The following is a 16,922-nucleotide window of genomic DNA, read 5'->3' as shown; positions in this document are numbered from 1 at the left end:
TTACATGCTGATCAAACCGCTGATTCCATCCAACGAATCGGCGGTTATTTCCTTAGCCATAACATATTCGACCGGGAAGCTTTCGTGATTAATACCGAACAAATGCGATAATCTATATCCGAAACGTTGGTAGTAATTAGGATCACCTATCAGAAAGGCCGATCCGTATCCCAGCGATTCCGCTATGCGAAATCCCTCTTTCATAAGCGCCGAGCCAACCCCATGGCTTCGATACTCCAACAACACGGATAAGGGAGCAACCAAAAGAGTGTCATACTTGCTGCCGTCCGGTTTTGTTACATACGTTTTCGTAAACATGATATGCCCGATCAGTTTGCCGCCAAACTCAGCCACTAAATCCAATTCCGGAATATACTTATCGCTGTTACGCAAATCTACGGCATAGTCTTGCTCGTTTCCATCACGATGTTCGGCCGTCAGGAAAGCTATCTGTATCAGGTTATATACTGTAGAATAATCCGCTTCTGTTGTTTGTCTTACTGTGAAATCAGTTTTCATCTCTATTATTTTTAAGATGTTATTATATGATATGATTAATAAGTTCGATACGTCCATGTATCAAAAATACGGAGTAGTCCAGCCTGAAAAAGAAGTTATCAGGCTGTATTATGCGGATATCTTATCAGTTTTCTGTTTCACGCCGCAAATATCAATAATATTTTCCATTGAAACAACAAAGCAGAATAAAGAGTTTTTCCTACATTTGTTTGATCAGACTTATTAATATCTAAATAACTATATCATGAAATCAACAGATATTTCACGCCGCCTATTTTTGAAACAAACACTTGCTCTTTCGGCAACCGCCGTTATTCCTTCTATTTGGACGCCGGCTAAAGGACGCACGTTGCCAACTTCTCCGTTTGTCAGTGCAAACGACCGAGTCAACATTGCCTTTATCGGCATAGGCAACCGGGGAGGAGAGATTGCAAAAGAACTATACAATACCGGCCTCTGTAACGTTGTAGCCCTATGCGACGTAGACATGGGCGCTCCGCATACGCAGGAAATCATCTCCATGTTTCCGGATGCACCCCGTTTTCAGGACTTCCGGAAGATGTTCGACAAAATGGCGGATAAAATTGATGCCGTCACGGTAGGTGTACCCGACCATGCCCATTTCCCCATCACCATCGAGGCCATGGCACACGGCAAGCATGTATATGTAGAGAAACCGATGGCACGCACCTTCAACGAAGTGGAGCTGATGATGAAGGCCGAAAAGAGGTTCGGAGTAGTAACCCAGATGGGAAACCAGGGACATTCCGAAGCTAACTACTTCCAGTTTAAAGCCTGGCAGGAAGCCGGCATTATCAAAGATGTAACAGCCATCACCGCCCACATGAACAATCCGCGCCGCTGGCATGGGTGGGACCCGAAAATAACCCACTTTCCGGTAGCCGAACCCATCCCCTCTACGCTGGACTGGGATACCTGGCTTGGTGTAGTAAAACATCACGACTACAATCACGATTTTCATTTGGGACAATGGCGTTGCTGGTATGATTTCGGCATGGGCGCTTTGGGAGACTGGGGAGCACATATTCTGGACACAGCCCACCAGTTCCTCGATCTGGGGTTACCCACGGAGATCAACCCAATCTACCTCAAAGACCACAACCCGTTCTTCTTCCCCATGTCGTCTACCATCCTGTTCAAGTTTCCAGAGAGAGGAACCATGCCGGCCGTAGATGTCACCTGGTACGATGGACTGGACAATATACCGGCCGTACCCGAAGGATATGGCGTATCGGAACTCGACCCGAATATTCCCACCGTGGCAGGAGGAAAAATACAGCCTGCCAAATTGAATCCGGGTAAAGAAATTTACACAAAAACACTCACATTCAAGGGAGGCTCACACAGCAGCACCCTTTCCATTATACCGGAGGAAAAGGCAAAAGAGATGGAACCCCGGTTGCCGGAAGTACCGCAAAGCCCTTCCAACCATTACGCAAACTTCTTACTGGCTTGCCAGGGAAAAGAGAAAACGCGTTCGCCATTCTCTGTTGCAGGTCCGTTAAGCCAAGTCTTTTGCTTAGGCGTACTTAGCCAGCAACTAGGAGAAAAGCTGATATTTGACAGAGAAACCAAACAAATCAGCAATAACAAGTTAGCCAATCAAATGCTGGTAGGTGAACCTCCACGAAAAGGTTGGGAAGAATATTACAAAATAAGTTAGCCTACCAAACAAAGGTGGCTTGCAAGATTTAAAATCATCGGGATGTTTTAGAAAAATGATCCCGATGATTTTCTAAAAACACCCTGATGATTTTCTGAAAGGACCAGGGAAAGCCGTATTCGACAAGCTGCCCGACATTGCCAATGTCAGCAAGATACAGTCAATATCAAACCATTTTATAATTTAAGGACAGCCCCGAAGATGGTGGCAGAAGGTGACAAAGTAAAGAATATCTAATCAATTTAAAGGATACTAAAAAAAGACCGGAAGAGGTGCCTCTCTCCCGGTCTTACACACAATCCAAATCCTTGAAAAGTACTTATTACTTGCCTTTAACAGGAAGCCAAACTTTATATGCATCTCCCTCCGTACGGTTTCCTACCGCATAATACGGAATGGCAGACACGGCAATCTCCTTCTCATCCTTATCGAATGCTTTGCCTTCTATCACATTAATCCCGCTCAAAAGGTCGCTGCGATAGTTCAAAGACATAGGAGATCGGGTATCAAACCTGATATCTTTCAGGTCTGTATTATCGCAACCCTCCAGACAATACACCAGCGGACCCGAAGCAAGGGCTACCATACTATTCAGGTCGGTAACAGATCCATCGGCAGTGATGATACGGGGTTGCATCGGCAACGACAGTTCTACCTTATCGCCTTTAGCCCATTTACGATTGATCTCAGCATAGCCTTTTACAACGTTCATTTGCACCGGCTCGCCGTTCACCTTCAGTTCTGCAGGAGAGTTTACATCTGACTTATAAAGTCCATAGGGATTCTCGACGCCTTGTGCCCATCCGGGTATGCGTACACGCAATGCGAAATCGGCCGGCTTAGCCGGATCTACCGTCAGCGTAACAGATCCGTCCCACGGATATCGCGTTTCTTGCTTAACGGCTACAGACAGGTTTTTGCTAAGGTTAACGGTAGCTTCACTGCCGATAAACAGATTCACAGAGATTGTGTTGCCCTGATGTGAATAGATAAAGCCGGGAACGGCCGAAACCATCTTCAGGAACATGGGCGGGCAGCAGGGACATTCGTGCCACTCCCAGCGTGCATGCTTTTCGGCATTCAGGGGGTTCTGATACGTATAATGATCGCCGGACAGAGAAATTCCGGTCAATACGTTATTGTAGAGGGAACGCTCAAACTCATCCATATACTTACCATCTCCGGTGAGTTCGTTCATACGCTGGCTAAAGAAGCCTGCACCAACAGCAGCACATGTTTCCAAATAAGCATCCGTTGGTAAATAATAGTCGGGGCCGAATTTTTCGTCGAAATGAACGGCTCCAACACCACCGGTTACGAACATACGCTTACCCACCATGTTATCCCACAAACGGGTTACGGCAGCAATATAATCAGGGTTCTTATTTTCCAGAGCAGCGGCAGCAACACCTGTTGTAAAGAGGGTGGCACGAACGGCGTGTCCTTCCATTGTTTGTTGCTGGAACAGGGGAAGAGAATCTTGCGCATAGTCGCCGAAAGAAGGGCGCGAATGATTGCCGAACTGAAGATCGGCATATTTATTATCGCGGATCCACTGCTCGGCAACCGGATTACCCCAAGTCAGCCACAAAGGCTGTCCGCAGTTATGGCCACGGTTCTCGATCCAGAACGTAGCCAAATCAAAATAGGCTTGTTCGTTTACCGGAACACTTACTTTTTGTTTAAGGTCCGGATTATTCTTGTATAACCAATACAGTTTAACAAGCGGTTCTTCCGAACCGGAATGAGCCGGAACAATGTTCTTTTTAGGATACGGCCCCATGTAATCGCACATATGGTTGGCAAAGCGGGTAGCCACTTCCAGTAATTTAGTCTTACCTGTAGCATTATAATAATGCACACCTGCCTCAACAAGCATACCGGCATTATATACATCATGCTGCCAACGGAGCATACCGCCGTTTTCACCCCAGCGATGATTGTCTTCCATCAGCTGGGTATAAGTGTTGATAAAGCCGTCGGGGTCGGAGGCCTGTGCCTTGGCAATACGGTCGATATAACCGTCCACACGCTGTTCGAGAGCCGGATTAGACTGTTGGGCAATAAGGTCGGAAACGCCACGGATCGTCTCATATACCAAACCGTCAAACCATGGCATACCGGCATGGTCTCCCACATTACGCTCGCCATTAGCCACACGGTCGAAGTTTTCGAACGTATTGTGCATCTTCTTAGGGTCCGGGTTATGAAGGTGTTTGCCTTCAAACTTGTCGAACACATCGTTGGTGGTAACCTTATTCCACTGTTCAAATTTAGGTTTCCAGAAAGCATCCTGAACCTTTACCTGATTTACTTCCAGAAAATGAATACCTGTATCCGTATTCTCCTGCTCGCCCGGAGAGCAAGCAACGGCTCCCAACAGAAGGCAAGCCGGTAATGTGAGTGCATGTAGTTTCATATATCCTGTTATTTATTATTTCACTCCGAATTTATATACGCAAATATGTTTATACTGTTCCCCCGGTTTCAATACGGTAGAAGGGAAGTTCGGATGATTCGGACTATCGGGGAAATGTTGTGTTTCCAAAGCCAGCGAAGCCCTGTAATTGTACTTTTGTCCGCGTTTGCCAATCATCGAACCGTCAAAGAAGTTGCCTCCATAGAACTGGATGCCCGGCTCGGTAGTCCAAACTTCCATATATCTGCCCGAAACGGGTTCGTGAACGGAAGCAGCCAGTTCCAATTCGTTGGCTGTCTTGCGCTTTAGTACCCAGTTATGGTCATATCCATGTCCGAAGGCAAGTTGCTCGAAATTGTTGTCTACCCGCTCACCGATAGGGGTTGCCTTGCGAAAATCCATCGGGGTATCAGTTACATCAGTCAGTTCTCCGGTAGGAATCAGCACATTATTCACCGGTGTAAATTTATCTGCATTAAGCATCAATACATGGTCGTTGATCGTACCGTTGCCTGCGCCATGCAGATTAAAGAAAGAATGATGCGTGAGGTTGATTACGGTATTCTTGTCGGTGGTAGCCTCGTGCGTGATAACAAATTCGTTGTCATTGGAAAGGTGGTAGGTCATCTTCACCTTCATGGTTCCAGGATAGCCCTGCTCGCCATCTTTGGACACATAAGACAGCACCAATGTCTGGGGGTTTGTTTGATCCGCATCCCATACTACCATGTCGAAACCTTTGTCGCCACCATGCAGACTGTTAGGCTTATCATTAAGAGGGAGCTGATAATCTTTACCGTCCAGCGTAAACTGTCCCTTATCGATACGGTTGCCGTAGCGGCCGATCGTTGCACCGAGGAAACGTTCGCCCTTGTAGTTCGCGTAAGCGTTTACATTGTCGTGTCCCAGCACAATGTCTGCAAACTGTCCGTTCTTGTCGGGAGCCCATATCTCCACAACCCGGCCTCCGAAGTTGGTAACGGCAATCTCTACCCCGTTTTTATTTGTCAGATAATATAAGTCGGTCTGTTTACCGTCTACCTTTGCCTGAAAGTCTGCCCTGCCCAACCTGGAGTGGCGGGCTTGTCCGTCTTGTATACCCATCATAGATAAAAGAATTAAGAATAATATTTGTTTCATGTTTTCCTGATTAAAGATTATTACTTTGTTACATATCGCATCTTACAACCAAAGATCCCTCCGGCTATATTGCCGGGAAGCGCTTGGAGTTTCACAGTAACCTTTTCTCTCCCCCGGGTAAGCACTTCGGGAAGAAGATAAGGATGATCAATAAACAAATCAAATGTTTCGGTGCGGAGGCTTTGCTCTGCTATCTTGGTGTCACCCACCCATATCTCAAACTGGCGGTTGCCGCCATCGGTGCTATGATAGGTCAAAACCAGCTCCATCGGTTTGTCGGGAAGTACTTTCAGGTCGTATGAGAACCATCCGTCCTGTGCATCGCGCCAGCCGCCCGATTTGTCGGCCCGCGTATTCTCTCCCCGAAGGTTATGAGCAGCCTCCGACTTTTCCTGTCCGATCAGCACCTCATCTACCACGCGCAGTTCCTCCTGCAGGCTAGATACGATCTTTTCGCCGTTCCGAGGTAGCCAGACTTTCATTTCGCCGGCTCCGCAATAAGCCCGGGCATAGTAGGGAATAAAAGTAATACGGGTATCCTCAGACTGTATTTCTTTCCCTCCTGCCTTAGCGGTATACTTCTTTCCGGCAGCTATAATCGTATAAATACCATTCATCAGGTCGGGACGCTTTTTCACTTCATACGAAGTCTTTCCGGGCAGCGACAGATTACGGACTTCGCCATTATTATCGACAAATTCTGCACAATAAACCAGCGGACCCCGTTCTACGGCAACAAGTCCATTATTTGTCTTAACGGCATCATTGGTTATAACCTGACGCGGTTCCATTGGAAAGGAGACGGTTACTCTATCGCCTTTTTTCCATTTATTTGTAATGATGGCATAGCCTTTTTCCTGCTGGTACTTGTATGGCTTACCATTCAAGAATATCTGCACATTGCCCTTCTGCTTTCCAACGAAGCTATACAGGTCGGAAGGAACAACACTTTCTTTGGCCCATCCCGGAATACGTATTTTCAGATCAAAGGAATTTGTTTCTACCGGATTCACCGTGATAGCCACATCACCACTCCAGGGATAATCGGTTTGCTGTTCAAGCAATACCTTACGGCCATTAAACTGTACCTCACCCGAACCGCTTACAAAAAGATTGGCATAAATAGATTTATCGTCTACCGCATAGATATATCCCGGAACGGCGGGGATAAACCGGGACAAGTTGGTAGGACAACAAGAGCAATCAAACCACAGGCTGCGTTCCTGTCCGTTTTTATTTGTCTCCAACACATTCGGATAAAAGAACATATCACCACTTATGGATATACCGCTCAAAACAGTATTGTAGAGCGAACGTTCCAGTACATCTATATATTTGGCATCGCCGTGAAGCTTAAACATGCGGAGATTGAACATGCAGTTGGCAATAGAAGCGCAGGTTTCGCAATAGGCAGTTGCATTAGGCAGTTCATAGTTCTTGCCGAAAGCCTCGTTATTGGCTGTCGATCCCAATCCTCCGGTCAGGTACATCTTCTTGCCTACTATGTTGCTCCAGATAGAATCGATAGCGTTCAGATAGGCCTTATCCTGCATGTGCAAGGCTATGTCGGCCATCCCGGAATAAAGGTAGAGGGCACGTACGGCATGTCCCACAGCCTCGCGCTGTTCGGTAACAGGCAGATGATCCTGCCAATACATACCGTTTTTACGTATATCGGCCGAGGTTTTATCAAAAACTTTATGCCCGCGGCTTTCAAGGAAATAACGGCATTGTTTGAGGTATTTCTCATCACCGGTTGCTTCATAAAGCCTCACAAGAGCCATTTCGATAACTTCATGTCCCGGGGCTATCTTCAGACCTCCCTCACGGAATACACTGCAAATCAGGTCGGCATTCTTAATGGCCACATCCAGCAAAGAGCGTTTGCCGGTTGCATAGTAATAAGCTATGGCAGCTTCATAAAGTTCGCCGGCATTAAATGTCTCATGACTCAAATTCCAATCCTGAACCCATCTCTCCTTTCCAACCCACGGGTGGAGCGGATTATTGATGGTATGGTTCGTGAAGAGGTAGCCATCCGGTTCCTGCGCCGAAGCTATAATAGCAATAATGCTATCCATATATGCTTCCAGTTCCGGATCTTTCTTTACAGTCAACAGGTAAGAAGCTCCTTCGGCTATTTTATATACCTCGGCATCATCAAAAGGAAAGGCCGATTGGTATTTTCCTTGCTTCAAACCGCCGGCTATAGCGAAATTATCTATATATCCGGCCTTTTCACTACGTTTGAAAGCGTATGGAATTGTTTTTGTACGGATTGTATCGATCCGGGGTGCCCAGAAGTTATCCGTACAATGTACAGAGGTAAAAGGGACTTCATGTATTTTACTTTTCCCTTCATTTGCGGCATACCCACTGAAAACAGAGAGCAGGGTAATGACAAGGATTGTTATTGTCTTTTTCATGATTATATGAAGTTATGTAAGTTCTTTCTGAATCTGTTCGAGCGACTTATTACGTGTCTCCGGCAACTTAATGGCAAACACAAGGCTTCCCAGGGCAATAACCGAGAAGAATCCGAAAATATAAGTTCCCCCTATGGAGAGGAAAATCGGGAAGAACCACGACAACAGAGCCGACCATACCCAATGCGTCATACTTCCGAACACCTGTCCTTTAGCACGCACACTATTAGGAAACACTTCCGAGATTACCACCCAGATAGTAGCTCCCAATGATACAGCAAAGAAAGCAATGTACCCCATCAAGCTCAACATCATATAGTAGCCTTCAAACTTCTCAAGATAGAACCCTCTGGCTACAAGAAACAACGACAAGAACATGCCGATAGATCCAAAACCTATCAATTTTTTTCGCCCTACTTTATCTATCAACAGCATGCCGATCATTGTAAACGTCAGGTTAGTCAGCCCGATAACAATGGACTGCATCATCGCACCTTCACGGAATACACCAGACAATTCAAATATACGCGGAGCATAATAAAGGATCGCATTGATGCCTGTAAGCTGGTTGAAAGAAGAGATAAGAAAGGCTATCAATACGGGATAAAAGTATTTCTTCTGGAAAAGATTTTCGCCGACAACTTCCGTATCTTCAAGGGATTCTTCAATAGATTTCACTTCTCTATCCACATCCGGTTCGCCAATCTTACGAAGCACCATGCGGGCTTTATCCACAAGGTTTTGTTTGATAAACCAGCGGGGACTTTCGGGTACGGTCATTAACAGCAACCCGAACAGAAGGGCCGGAATGGCTTCTATGCCAAGCATCCATTGCCAGTCGTGAGGTATACCTACAATATTATAATTCGCAACGTATGCTATCACAATGCCCAATACGATATTAAACTGGAAGAAAGCTACAAAACGTCCTCTCCAGTGTGAAGGAGATACTTCGGCAATATACATAGGTCCTACAACAGAAGAGGCTCCCACTGCAAGTCCACCCATAAAGCGGAAAAACATAAACGAATACCAGTTCACAATAACAGCACTGCCTATAGCCGAAACGAGGTAAAGGTACGCAATCACAATAAGTGACCAACGGCGTCCGTATTTCTCGGCAGGTTTACCGCAGATCAAAGCACCGATAATAGTACCGATCAGCGCCGTAGCAATTGTGAAGCCGTGGGCAAAATCCGAAAGGTTGTAGACGGCCTGGATTGACTTCTCGGCTCCCGAAATAACCGCCGTATCAAATCCGAATAAAAGGCCGCCCAACGATGCTACAAAAGCGATGTAAAACATAAAACCTTTCACTGTAGTTTTCATAATAATATAGAGTTTAAAGATTAAAGTCCAAATTCAATCCGGTTGATTACATGATCCTGGTAACATTCGTCCAGCTCCACAAAATAACCGCTCCATCCCCAGACACGGACAATCAGGTTGCGATAGTTCTCCGGATGCTTCTTTGCATCCAACAGTTTCTCCTTGCACACAGTATTCAACTGGAGTTGATGACCGCCTAAAGTAATAAAAGTTCTGACAAGCATACCCAGCTTGGCCACACTTTCATCGTTGCGGAATACAGATTGATCGAATTCCAGGGTGAGAGGTCCACCGTTAACCACATTCTTTAAATCGGGCTTTGCAAACGATTTAATAACGGATAACGGCCCCTTTTGCTTAATATACAAGCTGGGAGAATAATTAGCCGGAATTTTCTCATCGGCACTTCTACCGTCGGGAGTAGCTCCCAACTCCGTTGCATGGAATATATAGTACATAGCTGTTCCGGTTCCGGCGCGGTAAACGCCTCCTTTCTCATTGATCCGGCCTTGCAGTGCCCGATCGAAAGAGTTTAGAAGGTCTCTGGCAATCAAATCGACATAGTCGTCGTCCTGCCCCATCTTGGGAGCTTCTTTACGAAGCAACTCCTGCAGTTCTTTTTCTTCTTTGAAGTTATGGGTAAGCGCATTCATCCAAGCACTATAATCCACCTTCTGCTCCTCATAATAATATTTTTTGATGGCAGCCAATGAATCGGCAGCCGTAGCTATACCTGTTCCATGGATTCCGTAATTACTATATTTGCCGCCTTCAGATATATCTTTTGCCCGCTCAATAGTTCCGTCCATAAGTAATGACATCATAGGAGCCGGAATCATATAAATGTTATGATGCTTTTTACACATCGCATCCAACCGGTTTGCCATTTCTTTTTCTATCAAACTGTAGAAAGAGGCATAATCCGGACAGTCTTTCAGTTGTTCCATGCAATCTCTTACACACTCTATTAAAGACAAAGCGTCAATATTAGGTATGTCCATAGCTACTCCGGGAATAATAAACTCCCAGCAGGCCGCCACTACATAATTATAGGCGTCTTCTTCAGCATATCCTTTCCGGATCAGGCCGGGGATAACAACATCGTCATTACTGTATTGCGGGAAACCCAACCCTATCTTGGTAAGTTGTGAACCCAGTTCGTAAATTTCGGCAGGAGTATCTCTGTCTACGCGGATATTGATTTTAGGATCGATCAGTTCCAGTTCGTAGCTTGCCTGCAAACACATACGGGAGAGTTCGTTAAACAGGTATTCACCCGTCATGCTTCTTCCGCCCAACACCATGCTCTGCCCATTGTCTCCTTGCTGCATGCCCGGATACAGATCGCTGTCTTTATTACATACCAGGAAGAACTCTTCCAACAGATCAAATGCGTCTTCTTTCGTTAACACACCGTTCTCAATATCCCGGATATAATACGGATACATATACTGGTCGAAACGGCCTAACGTATTATGATAATTGCCGGCCTCCCAAATAGAAAAATGAAGAATACGCAGCAATTGAAGGGCTTCGCGGAAACTGGTAGCGCCGTTACACTTAATAGCCTGCAAAGTCGTCGCAATCTCTGTTTCTCCAACCGACAACGCATATTGCGCATACTTTTCGATACAATCCTGAAGAGACACAAGACTGCTATAGGCAGAAAGCAGAAATTCTTTTTGATCCTTTGTCAGGCCGGCATCTTCCAGTCTTTTGCTTATTTCTTCCTTTCGGGCTTCAAGGCCGTATGTTAATGTATAGGCATAATCGGGAGAAATATTGCAAACATATCCCTTCTCATGTATATAATGACTCGTTTTAATAGCATCCCATTCCTCTTTTGTAAACACTTCGGGCACTTCTGTAACCGTACGTGTAAAGACTATCTTTTCTCCCGGTAAGATAACAGGCTGTTCTTTCTCAAGCATAGCAGAGAAGCAGGCGGCAGAACGCTTTACCGGAGAAAATCCGCTTGCCTTATATTCGTCACTCAGGTTTTGTATTCCCAACTCACCGGGAGTTCTGCGAAACTGATGGTGCTTCTTGTCCAGTAAATACTCCCGTAGATTTTTTATTCTTTCATTCATAAGACTATCGTATTTATATTATTATCTTCAAAGACATTATAAACTCGTGGAGGTATTTCCGGATCAAACGGAGGATTATATTCTTTGCCTATCATGGAATACTTGGCACCGGCCATTTTATGGTAACGGAGTATTTCTACTCTTTGTAATGACTTTGCATCCCTGATTATATCCAGAACAGCAAGCATATTTTCTTTTGTATCGTTTATTCCCGGAATCAGGGGTATGCGTATAACAAAGTCTTTACCGGAGGAGCACAAACATTCCAGATTTTTACGTATTAACTGGTTATCCACCCCCGTATATTTCTTATGTATCGCAGGATCTGTATGTTTGACATCAAACAACACTAAATCCAGTAAAGGAAGAACTTCACGAAAAACCTCCTCCGAAGCGAAGCCACTTGTTTCAATTGCCGTATGTATTTCAGGCTTTATCTTACGGAGTACATTCAGCAAGAAACCGTATTGCAACAAAGGCTCTCCTCCCGTAAAAGTGACCCCGCCTTTATTTAATGAATAAATTTCTTTATTCTTCAAAAGCCGGCTTGCCAGTTCATCTGCAGTAATCCGATAACCACATACAGTTGTTTCATCCTTCTTCATCATATACTGTGGCTCAGGAGAGATTCCTTCCGGATTATGGCACCACACGCAATGCAACGGACAGCCTTTCAGAAAAACGGTAGTCCGGATACCTGGCCCGTCATTGACGGCAAACTCTTCAATGCTAAAGATTGTTCCTTGTTGTATGGAGTTCAAACTATTCATGCTATATCAGATTGGTATTAGACTTAACACCGCAAATATAGAGAATAATATTCCAACTGATACGAACTGGTACGATGTTTTTATCATGTTATTAAACATAGACCAGCTCGTACCAGTTAGCAAGGTTTCCACACTCAAGTTTAAGGATTCGGAGCTGCTCTATTTATACCTCATAATCATAACTACGTTTTTTTCAATTCATAATTATAATTTTCAAAAACCATAGTTATGGTTATTTTTACAACCGGATAACCTTATATCCGTTAAAGCTATTCATTGCTTAACAAACTTCATAACAACATATGAATGAGAAGGAAATTCATAATCCATTTTGTTATCTCCCAAAAGATTTCATGATTCACATCCTCAATGCAAGCTCCGTAAAGATATGCAGGGATCTCATTCATAACTTTGGAAGCATCTACAGTAATCTTAGAATTTTGAGCAAATACCTCACATGGAATGTTTGTCTATCTTCATGGTATCATAATAAATGGTTTTCAATACAATTGGGTCATCGCAACAAATATAAACAAATCATTCACACTGGTACGAACTAGTCTATTATTTTTGTCTGTGTTATTAAACATAGACCAGCTCGTACCAGCCAGAACTAATTAACCATATCTTTGTACAATAAAATAAGAGAAATGAGAGTTAACGAATCAAAGTACAAGTTAGTGGTAAACCACGTTATAGAAGGTATTAATAACGGAACATATAAAAAAGGAGATTGGATTCCTTCTATAAATGAATTCAGGAAAAATTATACCTTATCCAGAGATACCGTTTTTGCCGGATTAAGCGAACTAAAGTCAAAAGGTATAATCGATTCCAATCCCGGAATAGGTTATTATGTGACAAGTACAAGAATAACCCAGAAACACAACATATTCCTATTGTTCAATGAACTTAATGAATTTAAAGAAGACCTGTATAACTCATTCATGGAGTCAATAGGAAAAGTTGCCACTGTAGATATCTATTTTCACAATTATAACAGGAAAGTATTCGAAACGCTTATTAACGAAGCAAACAATAAATATACTACTTATATCTTAATGCCCGGAAAATTTGCAGGCATCGATCCTTTACTCCAAAGCTTATCAGGTAATGTATTTTTACTAGATCATTTCCATTCGGAACTAAAAGGGAAATACTCTTCTGTTGCACAAAATTTTGAAAAAGACACGTACGAAGCACTTGTCCACGGTTTATCCCATATAAAGAAATATCACCATATAATTATGGTCCAGAAAGAAGAGAAAGAACCGGTTGAACGTTATATAGGACTCTGTTCGTTTTGTAAAGACTATAATTTCACGCACGAGTATATTGGTTCCATCAAGGACAGAAGCCTTAACACAGGTGAAATCTACATGGTAGTAAACGATCGTGATCTGGTAGACCTGTTAAAACAGGCAACCAAACAAAACTTCATTCCCGGAAAAGACTTCGGTATCATATCTTATAATGACACTCCTTTAAAAGAGATTCTGGCAGGAGGTATCACTACGCTATCTACAGACTTTAAGCTTATGGGTCAAACAATGGCTTCCCTGGTTAATAAAAAAGGAATCGAAACCATTGAAAATCCATGGCAACTAAATTTAAGGAATTCATTATAACTGAGAATATCCAATACCATGAAATAAAGAAAAGGCGAATAATTTTGAATTATTCGCCTTTTCTTTATTTACACAAGCAGATAAAAACTCTACTCAGCTAACCATTTATTTATCTGCCTCAGTATTTTTTCTTTCATATCCTCCGGCATGTTACTTATACGGGCACGATGGCTTCCACCGGGCTGGATATAAATCTGTTCATTCTTTTTTCCTTTGAAAGAAGGAACGCGAGTTGCACTCCACGGGTCAACTTCACCATAAATGAATATCATCTTGGGATCATTTTCTTTCAGAAAGTTATATACCTTTTGATAAAGCCCGGGGCGGAATTCTATCGTTCCGGCACTTTCGGGCAGCATAATACGGCTTAAATAACCATCACTGTTCTTAATTGTCAGATACTTTTCAAATGGTTTCGTATCGTAGCCATAATAACCCAGTTCGCGAGCTGCTTGTACAAAGAAAGAGGTATTGGGTTGGTCTTTCGCAAAATAATCGGGACCGCTGATAGAAACCAGATGTTTAAACAGTGTCTCCGTATCTGTTGATAAGGGAGGGATAGTCTTTACGGAAGTTCCCCACTGCCAAAGGGCAAAAGGATATTCCAATACGCAATAATCCAGAACTTCCTCCACCGGTATGCGGAACTGCAAGTTATTTTCCTTACAGAACGATTCTAACATGGAAACAATCTCCATTTTACGTTTCAGCACCTCTATTTGGAAACTTTCTATTTTAGCACGTTCAGCTTTTGTTCCCACTTTACGAAGAAACGGCTCATGGCGCCCATCTTCTACTGCCCGGTTTAAAGGTGCAACATAAGGAACCGAAAAATCTACATCATCCGGGAAAAATGCACGATATAATATAGTAGTCTGACCGCCCTTGCTGATCCCTGTACTTATCCATTTCCCCGTATTATATAGCTCACGGAAAGTCTGGTTCACATGATGCAAATCATATGCCGAATTTTCGGCTGTCAGATAATCCCAGTTCAGCGGATCGGGGGTTGACTCAAGGAAATACCGATATTCCACAAATATCAGATTTGCATTCAGCAGCCGGGTTAATTCTTCTTGATAACGGGGATTCAGGGCATAGGCTGCACCATATCCTTCGGTAACAAGAACCGTAGGACGGTCAAAACCCACATGTCCTATAATTACGCGCTGAGTAAATGTTCCAAGTTCAGGATGTTTCGGATCTAGCGGTTGGGTAATACGTACCACATATTTTTCAGGATAGCAGTCCGATTTCAATTGTTCAACACTTTCAATGCCTTTCAGTGCTTCCAGTTTTTCTTTTAAATCTTCGGAAGCAGCCATTGTGACTGCCGAATAGCAAAACAGCAGTACCAGCAGATGGATCATTTTCTTCATGGATTTATTCTTTTAAGTATTTTATTGTGCGCAACAAACCTTCATATTTTGCCCTTTTCACAGCAGAATAAGCAAATATACAATTATATTCCTCTTTCGTCAGCATACGCAATTGTTCTTTATTAAGAGACAAAAATGCTTCGGTAGGACAAAACTGTTCCTCTTGCGTCGGGGTTGCAAAGCGGTTCCAGGGACAAACTTGCTGACAGGTATCGCAGCCATATAGACGATTGCCCAATCTGGCTGCCTGTTCCGGTGGTATTTCTCCTTTGTGTTCTATCGTCAAATAGGATAGGCATCGGGATGCATTCAGATGCCGTTCGGATTCCAACGCGCCGGTAGGGCAAAATTCGATACATCGGTTGCAGTTTCCACAACGGTTCTTTTGGGGCGTATCGTACTCATCGACTTCCAAAGTAGTAACAATCTCTCCGAGGAAGAAATAAGAGCCTTTGCCGGGAATAATCAGGTTGGTATTTTTTCCAATAAAACCAATGCCGGCCCTCCATGCCCAATAGCGTTCAAGGATAGGAGCCGAGTCGGTAAAAAATCGGGCTTCATGCGTTTTATCCAACGAAGATGTAATGCTTTCCCACAACAAGCGAAGTTTATTTTTCAGTACAATATGATAATCCTTTCCATAGGCATAATAGGCAATATGAGGCATATCCGGGGAAAGCTTTTTCCCTGGATAATAATTTAAGGCAACGGAAATAACGGAACAAGCTCCTTCTACTAATCCGGAAGGGTTGAAACGGATATCCCGGTAATTTTCCATATACTTCATTTCTCCGTGGCAGCCGTTTGCAATCCATTGATCCAGATAAACAATCTCGGTATCAGCAGGTTCCACACGGGCAATACCACACGCGCCGAATCCGTGTTTGCAGGCTAGTTCTTTTATTTTGGAAGAAACAAACATTTACTCAAAGACCTTAAACTCATAGCCCTGCTGCAGCAACCATTCGACGGCGCGAGGCATGGCTTCACGCATATTTCCTTCCGCTTTCAAAGAATCGTGGAAAACGATTACCGAGCCATTACGGGTATAGTTCTTCACTACATTGAAAACCCCGTTAGGCGTCATGTGCGGACTATAATCACGCGTAACTACATCCCACATAATTATTTTATAATGCTGGCGAAGCGTAAGTATCTGCGGCAAACGCATGTGCCCATGCGGAGGGCGGAACAAATCTGTTTTTATATACTCGGCCGCCTTTTTTACATTTGCCAGATAATTATTCGTCCAATATTGAATACCCTGGATATGGTTATACGTATGGTTCCCTACACGATGGCCTCTATCTATTACCATCTGATAGATATCCGAATATCTACGCACATTGTCTCCTACCATAAAAAAGGTGGCTTTTACCCCATATTTATCCAGTATATCTAAAACCCAAGGGGTAACCTCGGGAATAGGGCCATCATCGAAGGTAAGATATACACACTTCTTCTCAGCCGGTATTCGCCAGATTACCCCGGGAAACAGAACCCTGTATAACCAGGGAGGTTGTTCTATAAACATATTT

Annotated in this window: 12 protein-coding genes; 2 read left to right on the top strand and 10 right to left on the bottom strand. The window is 43.7% G+C overall.

The features are described from left to right. Nucleotides 1–519 carry a GNAT family N-acetyltransferase gene (locus ACYIB7_RS00315; RefSeq protein WP_480337738.1) on the bottom strand — a complete coding sequence of 173 codons (519 nt, stop codon included), beginning with the start codon at nt 517–519 and terminating at the stop codon, nt 1–3. Between the two features lie 244 nt (nt 520–763). On the opposite strand from ACYIB7_RS00315, the gene ACYIB7_RS00310 reads away from it, so the two are divergent. Then, nucleotides 764–2,203 carry a Gfo/Idh/MocA family oxidoreductase gene (locus tag ACYIB7_RS00310; RefSeq protein WP_103982810.1) on the top strand — a complete coding sequence of 480 codons (1,440 nt, stop codon included), beginning with the start codon at nt 764–766 and terminating at the stop codon, nt 2,201–2,203. Between the two features lie 322 nt (nt 2,204–2,525). Here ACYIB7_RS00310 and ACYIB7_RS00305 read toward each other — a convergent pair whose 3' ends face one another. The 6 genes from ACYIB7_RS00305 to ACYIB7_RS00280 are packed head-to-tail and all read right to left on the bottom strand — an operon-like array spanning nt 2,526 to nt 12,377. Then, the gene (locus tag ACYIB7_RS00305) at nt 2,526–4,622 is read right to left on the bottom strand and encodes a glycoside hydrolase family 127 protein (RefSeq protein ID WP_480337736.1); all 2,097 of its coding nucleotides are present in this window, start codon (nt 4,620–4,622) and stop codon (nt 2,526–2,528) included. Nucleotides 4,623–4,637: 15 nt separating this feature from the next. Continuing rightward, entirely contained in the window at nt 4,638–5,762 is a 1,125-nt protein-coding gene (locus tag ACYIB7_RS00300) for an aldose epimerase family protein (protein WP_480337734.1), read from the bottom strand. A 20-nt stretch (nt 5,763–5,782) separates the two neighbouring features. Continuing rightward, nucleotides 5,783–8,188, bottom strand: coding sequence for a glycoside hydrolase family 127 protein (locus ACYIB7_RS00295; protein ID WP_480337732.1), 2,406 nt, complete (start codon nt 8,186–8,188; stop codon nt 5,783–5,785). A 12-nt stretch (nt 8,189–8,200) separates the two neighbouring features. Further along, entirely contained in the window at nt 8,201–9,517 is a 1,317-nt protein-coding gene (locus ACYIB7_RS00290; protein ID WP_480337730.1) for a sugar porter family MFS transporter, read from the bottom strand. Between the two features lie 20 nt (nt 9,518–9,537). Further along, nucleotides 9,538–11,607, bottom strand: coding sequence for a pyruvate formate lyase family protein (locus ACYIB7_RS00285; protein ID WP_480337729.1), 2,070 nt, complete (start codon nt 11,605–11,607; stop codon nt 9,538–9,540). After that, nucleotides 11,604–12,377, bottom strand: a complete 774-nt coding sequence (locus ACYIB7_RS00280; protein WP_199163397.1) for a glycyl-radical enzyme activating protein — start codon at nt 12,375–12,377, stop codon at nt 11,604–11,606. Before ACYIB7_RS00280 ends, ACYIB7_RS00285 begins: the two co-directional genes overlap by 4 nt. Nucleotides 12,378–13,027: 650 nt before the next feature. Here ACYIB7_RS00280 and ACYIB7_RS00275 point away from each other — a divergent pair. Then, on the top strand, nt 13,028–14,005 hold the full coding sequence (locus tag ACYIB7_RS00275) for a GntR family transcriptional regulator (RefSeq protein WP_099463998.1): 978 nt from the start codon (nt 13,028–13,030) through the stop codon (nt 14,003–14,005). Nucleotides 14,006–14,094: 89 nt separating this feature from the next. Here the strand turns inward: ACYIB7_RS00275 and ACYIB7_RS00270 are convergent, their stop codons facing one another. The 3 genes from ACYIB7_RS00270 to ACYIB7_RS00260 are packed head-to-tail and all read right to left on the bottom strand — an operon-like array spanning nt 14,095 to nt 16,918. Next, nucleotides 14,095–15,384: a S28 family serine protease gene (locus ACYIB7_RS00270; RefSeq protein WP_480337727.1), complete on the bottom strand. Its 1,290-nt coding sequence runs from the start codon at nt 15,382–15,384 to the stop codon at nt 14,095–14,097. Nucleotides 15,385–15,388: 4 nt separating this feature from the next. Further along, complete coding sequence (queG, locus tag ACYIB7_RS00265; RefSeq protein WP_103982816.1) at nt 15,389–16,306, bottom strand: tRNA epoxyqueuosine(34) reductase QueG; 918 nt, start codon at nt 16,304–16,306, stop codon at nt 15,389–15,391. Beyond that, nucleotides 16,307–16,918 carry a polysaccharide deacetylase family protein gene (locus ACYIB7_RS00260; protein ID WP_099464001.1) on the bottom strand — a complete coding sequence of 204 codons (612 nt, stop codon included), beginning with the start codon at nt 16,916–16,918 and terminating at the stop codon, nt 16,307–16,309. Between the last annotated feature and the right edge of the window lie 4 nt (nt 16,919–16,922).

This window comes from Parabacteroides sp. KHUB-03 (assembly GCF_056640975.1).
This window is presented reverse-complemented; position numbering and strand designations above follow the sequence as displayed.